This window comes from Spirulina sp. CCY15215, from assembly GCF_016888125.1.
GTDB lineage: Bacteria > Cyanobacteriota > Cyanobacteriia > Cyanobacteriales > Spirulinaceae > CCY15215.
This window is the reverse complement of sequence record NZ_JACSWA010000199.1, coordinates 1-284: the sequence shown is the minus strand read 5'-3', so window position 1 is coordinate 284 and position 284 is coordinate 1. Positions and strand designations below refer to the sequence as shown.

The 284-nt window shown below is 50.7% G+C and carries 1 rRNA gene; it reads left to right on the top strand.

Going from position 1 to position 284, the window contains the following annotated elements:
- A 23S ribosomal RNA gene (locus tag JUI58_RS01115) occupies nucleotides 1-284 on the top strand; the annotation flags it as partial.

The window sequence follows — 284 nt, the reverse complement described above, 5'->3', positions numbered from 1 at the left end:
TGGTAGGGGAGCGTTCTATAAGGTGAGAAGCATTAGCGGCAAGCAGATGTGGACTTTATAGAAGTGAGAATGTCGGCTTGAGTAGCGAAAATTGAGGTGAGAATCCTCAACCCCGAAACCCTAAGGGTTTCTCCGGAAGGCTCGTCCGCGGAGAGGTAGTCGGGACCTAAGGCGAGGCCGAAAGGCGTAGTCGATGGATATAGGGTCAATAATCCCTAACTGCTGAGAGGGAGTGTAACTGGGGACGCATGAAAGATAGCTATACCCTGATTGGATTGGGAGTT